The organism is Bacillus cereus group sp. Bce019 (assembly GCF_051781745.1).
GTDB classification, from domain to species: domain Bacteria; phylum Bacillota; class Bacilli; order Bacillales; family Bacillaceae_G; genus Bacillus_A; species Bacillus_A cereus.
In genome coordinates this window covers 644485-653967 of the sequence record NZ_JBPWJX010000001.1, presented here as the reverse complement: position 1 = coordinate 653967, position 9483 = coordinate 644485, and the positions used below count along the sequence as shown (strand labels likewise).

Sequence of the window (9483 nt, the reverse complement as noted above, 5' to 3'; positions counted from 1 at the left end):
CAAGGTGTTCAAGGTAACACAGGTGCTACCGGCGCTACTGGTGCCACTGGACCTCAAGGTGTTCAAGGTAACACAGGCGCTACTGGTGCCACTGGACCTCAAGGTGTTCAAGGTAACACAGGTGCTACCGGCGCTACTGGACCTCAAGGTGTTCAAGGCAACACAGGTGCTACTGGCGCTACTGGACCTCAAGGTGTTCAAGGTAACACAGGTGCTACCGGCGCTACTGGACCTCAAGGTGCTCAAGGTAACACAGGTGCTACCGGCGCTACTGGACCTCAAGGTGCTCAAGGTAACACAGGTGCTACTGGTGCTACTGGACCTCAAGGCATTCAAGGACCAACGGGTGCTACCGGCGCTACTGGTATAGGAGTTACTGGACCTACTGGACCTTCTGGTGGACCTACCGGACCTACTGGGCCAACTGGACCTAGCTTCCCTATAGCAACAATTGTTGTAACAAACAATATTCAGCAAACAGTACTGCAATTTAATAACTTTATTTTTAGTACTGCAATTAACGTAAACAATATTATCTTCAACGGCACAGATACAGTTACTGTTATTAACGGTGGTATTTATGTAATTAGCGTATCCATTTCTACAACTGCGCCAGGATGCGCTCCACTCGGAGTAGGAATTTCAATTAATGGAGCAGTCGCAACTGATAATTTCTCTTCAAATTTAATAGGCGACTCACTTTCATTTACTACAATCGAAACATTAGCAGCTGGTGCAAGAATTTCTGTTCAATCTACTCTTAATGAGATTACGATCCCTGCGACAGGAAATACTAACATCCGCCTTACTGTATTTAGAATCGCTTAAATTTCATGATATATTGTTTATGACAAATAAAAAAAGAGCGAGGAAACTCGCTCTTTTTTTGTTATGTACAATAATTCATTACTATTCTAATTCAATTGAAACATTTTTTTGTGGTACAAATGTAGAAATTGCATGTTTATAAATAAGCTGTTGCTTACCTTCTGTTTCCAGCAGGACTGTAAAATTATCAAATCCTTTAATTAGTCCACGAAGCTGGAAACCATTTAATAAGTACAGCGTAACAAACGTATTTTCTTTACGGAGTTGATTTAAAAACTGATCTTGAATATTGATTGATTGCTTCATGTCGAATCCTCCTCTTTTTCTCTACTTACTATTATTCGACTTTACTTGTAACTTTCCTTCTATGTATCGTAAAATTTCTGACGTTTTTTCACCGTCTGTAACATCAAACCACGTGACATCCATTTTATTACGGAACCACGTTAATTGACGCTTTGCATAACGACGCGAATTCGTCTTTAATTGTGATACCGCATCTTCTAAAGGGGCTCGATTCTCAAAATAATCATAGATTTCTTTATATCCAATCGCTTGAATAGATTGACAATCTCGTATCCCTCTATTATACAGACCTTCTACTTCCTCTAATAGGCCTTGTTCCATCATCAAATCCACTCGTAAGTTAATGCGATCGTATAGCATTTCTCGATCCATTGTCAAGCCAATTAATGAAACATCATAGAGTAACTCTTTTTCTTGTTTCTCAATTTGGTCACTCATTTTTTCACCCGTCGTGTGGAAAATTTCTAACGCCCGAATGACACGTCGTACATTATTTGCATGAATACGCTCCGCACTTTCCGGATCTACTTCTTGCAATTTTTTATGTACATATTCCACACCGCGTTCTAAAGCTAACTTTTCCATTTGCTCTCGGTATATCACATCACCAGCATCATCTGTAAACTGATAATCGAATAAAACAGATTGTATATAAAGACCGGTCCCACCAACTATAATTGGTAATTTACCACGTTCTGTAATTTCTCGAATATGTTTGCGAACACGTTCTTGAAATTCCGCGACAGAAAATGAATCTTCCGGATTTTTTATATCGACCATATAATGTGGAATCCCGTCCATCTCTGCTTTTGTTACCTTTGCAGTTCCAATATCCATCGTTCGATAGATTTGCATGGAATCACCACTAATAATTTCACCGTTCAACGCTTTGGCAAGATCGATACTTAACTTCGTCTTTCCAACAGCTGTTGGTCCAATGATGACAGCAACTTTTTCACGTTGCACTTCTCCCATAGCATTCAACTCTCTTTATGTAATATACTCCATCTATTGATTATACCCAATCTTACCAATTTTAACGGCATGATTGCAAGTTCTTTCATTTCGGTACATGAAATTACATATAAAAAAGAACATAGTTTGTCCAATTCTGCATATACATGATAAAAATAGTTTCGAGAGGATGAGTTAACTATGAAACAATCCACCATCAATTTTTCATCTTTGACAAAAGACCTCATTTTAGCTACTTCTACAAAAGAACAAAATTGTTCACAAGAGGAATTATACTTCGCCCTAAATTGTTTACTACGGGCTTTTCATTCTACTCTCCATGAAACAACATCACATCCAGAAAATAAAAATACAGAATATATACAAACACAATTTTGCAGTGCATATAAAATTATTACAGGTAAAACTATTTATCCCTTTCAATAATCCATAAAAAGCGGCTGCTTACATAATTTCAAGCAACCGCTTTTTATATTAATATCGATAACCTATTGTATAACTTTCACTTTTACAGATTTGCGCCCCCAGCTATTAGCACTACCATCTGAACCGACTAATACATCAATACGATTTCCTTTAATCGCACCACCAGTGTCTCCAGCAATCGCTTCTCCATATCCTTCTACCCATACTTTTGATCCAAGCGGAATTACTTTTGGATCAACAGCAATTACTTTCATATTTGGATTTGCTGTTAAATCATGACCCATTGCAGTTAATACACGACCACCATACGAACCATTCTCACTCGGATCTGCTGTATAGGCCGTCGCTTCTACCGTAATTTCACGACCACCAGCAGGCGCACTTGTTTCAGTAGATTTTGCAACTGGTTTTGCAGCCGTTTTTTCTTTTACCACAGGTTTACTTGATTCTACATTCTTAATAGAATCGTTACTCTTAACAGACTCTTTATTCTTAACTACTGTATTATTTTTAACCGGCGTCTTTGTTCTAGTTGGCGCTTCTTCTTGAGCTACAACCTCTTTCTTTTCAATTACAGGTGCCGTTCCTGTTAAAAATGGCACGTGAACATATCCGACTTTTCCATTGTAGTCGAATTGTAACCATTCATTTTGAACTTGATTCGTCGTTTCAATCACATCATTTTTATTAAGTTTACCTAAAATTTCAGAATCAGTATTCGCTCCAGCACGAACATTTAATACGCCCGCCGTTACATAATATGTGCTCTTTGTAAAATCGGCACTTACAAACGCTTCCTTACCGTTCAACTTAATTTTTGTCCATCCATTTTCTGTATTTATAACATCTAGTGTATTCCCACTGAACACTTTACCTACAAGCTTTGACTCTACATTTGGGTTTTCTCTAACATTTAATACGTCTGTTGTTACAAGTGTTTCCGCTTTAGCAGAACCCGCAAAAATCCCAAGACCAAAAACTGCTGCTGTTGCTATACTTAATAATTTTTTCATGAATAGCCTCCATTTGCTTTGTTTTCGTATTTTCATTATAGCAACAGATTTTTAGAATTTTTAGAAATCACACAATTACAAAGCATTCGTAATATACGATTAACGAGTTGTAACATAAATTTCCATATTTATAAAATGTATTTCTCATACAATCTCCAGTGGTTTTCATATATTTTTCATATACGAGCACAAGAACTTTTTTCCAGAAAAAATTACAGTGTTACTTTTTTGTTACAAAAAATTCACAATTCGTTACATCTTTTACCAAAAAACATCAATATTCAATTGTTAACCTATTTTTTTGTAATAAAAAGAGAGCAGCTACTAAAAACTGCTCTCTTTTTATTTGTTATTGAACTTTCTTTTTCCAAACACCTAACATAACAGCCGAGACAATTGTTCCAATTAATATAGAGAAAATATATAGTAACGGTTTATTTACTAACGCTATTACAAATAATCCACCATGCGGTGCCGGTAATGTAATTTGGAATAACATAGATAACGCACCTGCAATACTTGAACCAACAACACAACTTACGATTACTCGAACCGGATCTGCAGCTGCAAACGGAATCGCACCTTCTGTAATGAACGACGCTCCCATAATATAATTTGTTAAACCAGATTTACGTTCCGCTTCTGTAAACTTTGATTTAAAGAATGTAGTTGCGAATGCAATCGCAAGTGGTGGTACCATCCCACCAGCCATAACTGCTGAGTGCACTCCAAAATTCTGCGCTTCTATTGCAGCAATACCAAACGTAAATGCCGCTTTATTAATTGGCCCCCCCATATCAATTGCCATCATACCACCTAAAATAAGACCTAGTAATATAGCATTCGTACCGTTTAAACCATTTAACCACCCTGTCAACATTTCATTTAATGCTACTACAGGCGGAATTACTACTTTTTGCATTACAACTCCTGTAATCAATAATCCAAAGACTGGATATAACAATACAGGTTTAATTCCTTCTAATTGTACTGGTAGTCCTGAAAATAATCTTTTCAACCCTAAAACAACATATCCAGCTAAGAAACCAGCAATTAATCCACCTAAAAATCCAGCATTCGCATTCGCCGCTAAAAATCCACCTACAACACCAGGCATAAAACCAGGACGATCAGCAATAGAACTTGCAATAAATCCAGCTAAAATTGGTACAAGGAATAAAAACGCACCTGTTTTTCCTCCACCAATTGACATGAACAATTCAGCTAAAGGACCTTCCGCCTTTATACCACCAAACGAAAACGCTAGCGCTATTAAAATCCCGCCACCAACAACGAATGGAAGCATATTACTTACACCGCTCATTAAATGCTTATAAATTCCTAATCCTTTTTCTCCCTCAATACTTTCTGATTTCCCGTCCTCTTTTACACCTTTAAAGATTGGTGCATCTTGTTTGACAGCTCGCTTAAGCAGATTTTCCGTTTTTCGAATCCCATCAGCAACTGGCACTTGAATGACATGTTTACCAGCAAAACGATTCATTTCTACTTGTTTATCCGCCGCAACAATAATAGCTGTTGCACGTTCAATATCCTCTTTCGTTAAACCGTTTTTAATACCTGTTGATCCGTTTGTTTCAACTTTAATCGCTATTCCTAACTCTGTCGCTTTTGCTTTTAAGCTATCCGCTGCCATATATGTGTGAGCGATTCCAGTTGGACAAGCTGTAACAGCAAGTACGTACGGTTCATTTCCTTCTGGTTTTGCGACTTCAATCTCTTCTTCTTTTTCATTCTCTTTTTCATCAAATAGTTGAAGAAGCTCACTTTCATCCTTTGCTTCTAATAGTTGCTTGCGAAATCCTTCATCCATTAATAATGTCGATAAACGAGACAACGTTTCTAAATGAGTATTATTCGCTCCTTCACTTGCAGCAATCATAAAGAATAAGTGTGCTGGCTGTCCGTCAAGCGACTCATAATTGATACCGCTTACACTTCTACCAAAACAAATCGATGGTTGTTTAACAGCCTTTGTCTTCGCATGAGGTATTGCAATACCTTCCCCTATTCCAGTCGTACTTTGGGCCTCCCGCTTTAAAATAGCTTCTTTAAATTCCGTTTTACTATTTAAACGATTTGCCCCGTTTAATTTCTCAACTAATTCATCTATGACAGCTTCTTTATTTGAAGCTGTCAAATCCATAATGACTGTATCCCTTTTTAATAGTTCTGTAATTTTCATATGTTGCTTCCCCCTATCGCTTAGCTACAATTACTTGCGACAATAATTCTTCTACTTTTTCCTTCTTACATAAATCAGCTGAAAATGCTGTTGCACTCCCTGTTGCAACGCCGTATTGAAATGCCTTTTCAATATCTTTTGTCTGTTCATATTTGCCTACAAACCCTGCAACAAGAGAATCCCCGGCCCCAACTGAATTAATTACAACACCTTTTGGAACAGTCGCTTCATATATACCTTCTGCCGTAAATAATAAAGCTCCCTCTCCAGCCATCGATACGATAACGTGTTTTACACCTTGTTCAATTAATTTTCTTCCATAAGGTAAAACGTCCTCTACTGTTGAAAGGTCCACTCCAAACAACTCACCAAGTTCATGGTGGTTTGGCTTAATTAAAAATGGCTTATTTTTAATTACATGTTGCAGTGCACTTCCACTTGCATCTACTACTACACGAATACCTTTTTCAGCTCCAAACGCAGCAATTGATTCGTAAAAGGTACTTGGAATAGAAACTGGTACACTCCCAGCAAGTACAACACAATCTCCAGGTTGCATACTCTCAATTTTTTTCATTAACTGTTCGAACTGCTCTTTTGTTACAATAGGACCTTGGCCATTTAATTCTGTTTCTTCTTCCCCTTTTATTTTCACATTAATGCGAGTATCTTCATCTACTTGGACGAAGTTTGTTGTTACACCTTCCGTCTGTAATACCTCTTTAATAAATTGACCAGTAAATCCACCAGTAAATCCAAGTGCTATATTTTTAACACCTAAACGCTGAAGAACACGAGAAACATTAATTCCTTTTCCTCCAGGAAACTTCATATCTTTTTCCGCTCGATTTATTGTTCCTAAATCAAAGGAAGAAACTTGCACTACATAATCAATAGATGGGTTTAAAGTAACTGTATAGATCATTGTTTATCAGCCTCAATTACATTGGTTTGTTGTTTATATTTTTCTAAATCAATTTCTAAATGGTTTGTAATAATATTTGCATCTTCAACATTTGCAATTTTCGCAAACGCAACTTCTGAAAACTTACTTTCATCAATTAAGAAATATCCTTCGTTTGCTAATGTTAATGCCATTTGTTTTAAGAGCGCTTCTTCTGGATCTGGCGTTGTAAAGCCAAGCTGTTCATGTACACCATTTGCACCTAAAAAACATTTATCAAAACGATACTTCTGCATACTTTCCTGTGCCATAGCACCGATTAAAGCTTTCGTCCTACTCTTCATCATTCCGCCTAGTAAATACGCACGAATATTATTTTCAACTAAAGCTTCAATATGCATAAGTCCATTCGTAACGACAGTAACATCTTTATTTATTAAAAATGGAATCATTTCAAATGTTGTACTTCCTGCATCTAAATAAATACAATCACCTTGTTCAATAACGCTAGCCGCATACTTAGCAATTTGTTGTTTTATTTGAATGTTTTTGGATGATTTTTCGACCATCGTTGGTTCTTGCCCTTTTCCTGTTAAAACAGCGGCACCACCATGAACTCTTTTTAATAACCTTTGCTTTTCCAATTGTGCTAAATCACGGCGAATTGTCGACTCAGAGCTTTCTGTTCTTTCAACTAATTGCTGTAATTTTACAACTTTCTGTTCTTTTACAAGTTGCAATATCATTTGATGACGTTCAGGAGTTAACATTTTATTCACCTCTTCTTTGATTACAGTATAATGAAAACGGTCACAAAAATCAACCATAAACAATCAAAAATAATCAAAAACATCCACAAACATTTATAAACAGCAAAAAAAGAAACCTATTCGATCAAACAATCAAATAGATTTCTTTTCTAAATTCACTTATAAAGAAGCTTTATATATACTTAAAACATCATCTTTATTTAATTTTTTAAAGTTACCAAATTCACCATACGCCATCGCTTTATCCGCCATTAAATCAATTTCATTTTCTCCAATAGCGTAATCAGATAATGTTACTGGCGCCTCAATTGAAGTCCAAAATTGACGTAACGCCTGAATTCCTTCTAACGCAATTTCTCGATCAGTCTTTCCATCTGTTTCTACATTGAATACTCGAATAGCAAACTGTTTAAAACGACTTACATTTCCCTCTACAACATGCTTCATCCAGTTCGGGAATAAAATCGCAAGGCCACCCCCGTGTGGTATATCATGAACAGCAGAAACTGCATGCTCAATATTATGAGTTGCCCAGTCACCTCTTACTCCCATCGCTAAAATACCATTTAACGCCATCGTTCCGCAATATAAAATTGTTTCCCTATGTTCATAATTTTCTAAATCACTTAAAAGCTTGGGAGCTGTCTCAATTACTGTTTTTAAAACAGATTCACAATAACGATCTTGTAGTTCTGTATTCGTTCCATGATGGAAATATTGTTCTAATACATGTGACATAATATCTACCATACCATAAATCGTTTGATCTCTCGGCACAGATGCAGTATGAACTGGATCTAAAATTGAAAACTGCGGGAATGTAACTGGGCTTCCCCATCCATACTTTTCATTCGTTTCCCAATTTGTAATTACCGAGCCTGCATTCATTTCAGATCCTGTTGCTGCAAGAGTAAGTACAGTACCAAATGGTAATGCCTCATTAGCAAATGTTTTTTTCGTTACAATATCCCATACATCTCCATCGTACTTACTACCAGCTGCAATTGCCTTCGTACAGTCGATTACACTTCCTCCACCAACTGCTAAAATAAATTCGACTCCATTATCTTTACAAATTTGAATCCCTTTCTTTACAGTTGATACACGAGGATTCGGTTCAACACCCGTCAATTCAAATACTTCTGCATTAATATCCTTTAAAATAGAAATCACATTATCATAAATACCGTTTCTTTTAATACTGCCTCCTCCATATACGAGAAGAACCTTCTTACCAAACTGTGGAATTTCAGTTTTTAACTGTTCTAATTGACCTTTACCGAAAATAAGTTTCGTTGGATTACGAAATACAAAATTTTGCATATTTCTTTACCATCCCTTCTATATGAAAAGCAACTATACTTTTGTATACCATATTTTTTTCATTTCACAAAAATATTTGCTTAATAAAAAAATCCCAGCCTACAGGCTGAGATTTTTTTATTGGTAATAAGGTGAGATCATTAAGTAAACAATAACACCAGATAAACTTACATATAACCAAATCGGCATCGTCCAACGTACAATTTTACGGTGACGTGTTAATTGATTTGTAAAACCAAATACAAGCGCAAACAATGCAAGTGGTACGATAATTGCTGCTAGGATAATATGTGTAATTAAAATGATGAAATACACATATTTAATGAATCCTTCTCCGCCAAAATGTGTTGCCGGTGCTAAGTAATGATACGATAAATACGACACACAAAATAGTAAAGTTGTCGTAAATGCTGCAAGGATAAAACCACGATGCATTTTCACATTCTTTTTAATAATAGAGAATAACGCTGCTAATAAAAATACGAACGTAAAGCTATTAAAAATCGCGTTTAACATTGGTAAAATCGTTACATCAAAATGTACTTCTCCTTCATAGCCAACAGGTCCAAAGAACAAAAATAAAATAATCGCATTTACAATTACAGAAAGCGTTATCACAATAGGAGCATAGCTTTTCTGATTTGTTGATTGATCCACCAAAATGGTCACTCCCTCTTCCTTCAAGTATGTATACATAACCTCACTATTTTAACATATTATTCACAGTGCAAA

At 36.3% G+C, this 9483-nt stretch carries 10 protein-coding genes; 2 read left to right on the top strand and 8 right to left on the bottom strand.

The window, feature by feature from the left end; all coding sequences use genetic code 11:
• Positions 1–828, top strand: an 828-nt coding sequence (locus ACS2QP_RS03465) for a Gly-Xaa-Xaa repeat protein (protein ID WP_438882131.1), incomplete at its 5' end; no start/stop codon positions are given.
• Positions 829–909: 81 nt separating this feature from the next.
• Here the strand turns inward: ACS2QP_RS03465 and hfq are convergent.
• Complete coding sequence (gene hfq, locus ACS2QP_RS03460; protein ID WP_000813896.1) at positions 910–1134, bottom strand: RNA chaperone Hfq; 225 nt, start codon at positions 1132–1134, stop codon at positions 910–912.
• A 21-nt stretch (positions 1135–1155) separates the two neighbouring features.
• Entirely contained in the window at positions 1156–2109 is a 954-nt protein-coding gene (miaA, locus tag ACS2QP_RS03455; RefSeq protein WP_119683840.1) for a tRNA (adenosine(37)-N6)-dimethylallyltransferase MiaA, read from the bottom strand.
• Positions 2110–2289: 180 nt separating this feature from the next.
• On the opposite strand from miaA, the gene ACS2QP_RS03450 reads away from it, so the two are divergent.
• Entirely contained in the window at positions 2290–2535 is a 246-nt protein-coding gene (locus tag ACS2QP_RS03450) for a hypothetical protein (protein WP_000814431.1), read from the top strand.
• A gap of 62 nt (positions 2536–2597) precedes the next feature.
• Here ACS2QP_RS03450 and entD read toward each other — a convergent pair whose 3' ends face one another.
• The 6 genes from entD to ACS2QP_RS03420 all read right to left on the bottom strand — a co-directional run bounded on the left by entD (position 2598) and on the right by ACS2QP_RS03420 (position 9411).
• Positions 2598–3548: a cell wall-binding protein EntD gene (gene entD / locus ACS2QP_RS03445; protein ID WP_119683841.1), complete on the bottom strand. Its 951-nt coding sequence runs from the start codon at positions 3546–3548 to the stop codon at positions 2598–2600.
• A 349-nt stretch (positions 3549–3897) separates the two neighbouring features.
• On the bottom strand, positions 3898–5754 hold the full coding sequence (locus ACS2QP_RS03440; protein WP_000704605.1) for a PTS fructose transporter subunit IIABC: 1857 nt from the start codon (positions 5752–5754) through the stop codon (positions 3898–3900).
• 13 nt (positions 5755–5767) lie between these two features.
• Positions 5768–6679 (bottom strand): 1-phosphofructokinase, encoded by a 912-nt coding sequence (gene pfkB, locus ACS2QP_RS03435; protein ID WP_224201072.1) that lies wholly within the window; start codon positions 6677–6679, stop codon positions 5768–5770.
• A complete protein-coding gene (locus tag ACS2QP_RS03430) occupies positions 6676–7428 on the bottom strand; it encodes a DeoR/GlpR family DNA-binding transcription regulator (protein ID WP_000957279.1) in 753 nt (250 codons plus the stop codon). Before ACS2QP_RS03430 ends, pfkB begins: the two co-directional genes overlap by 4 nt.
• Positions 7429–7587: 159 nt before the next feature.
• The gene (locus ACS2QP_RS03425) at positions 7588–8751 is read right to left on the bottom strand and encodes an iron-containing alcohol dehydrogenase (protein ID WP_438882130.1); all 1164 of its coding nucleotides are present in this window, start codon (positions 8749–8751) and stop codon (positions 7588–7590) included.
• A gap of 117 nt (positions 8752–8868) precedes the next feature.
• Complete coding sequence (locus ACS2QP_RS03420; RefSeq protein ID WP_000228315.1) at positions 8869–9411, bottom strand: DUF420 domain-containing protein; 543 nt, start codon at positions 9409–9411, stop codon at positions 8869–8871.
• Positions 9412–9483: the final 72 nt, after the last annotated feature.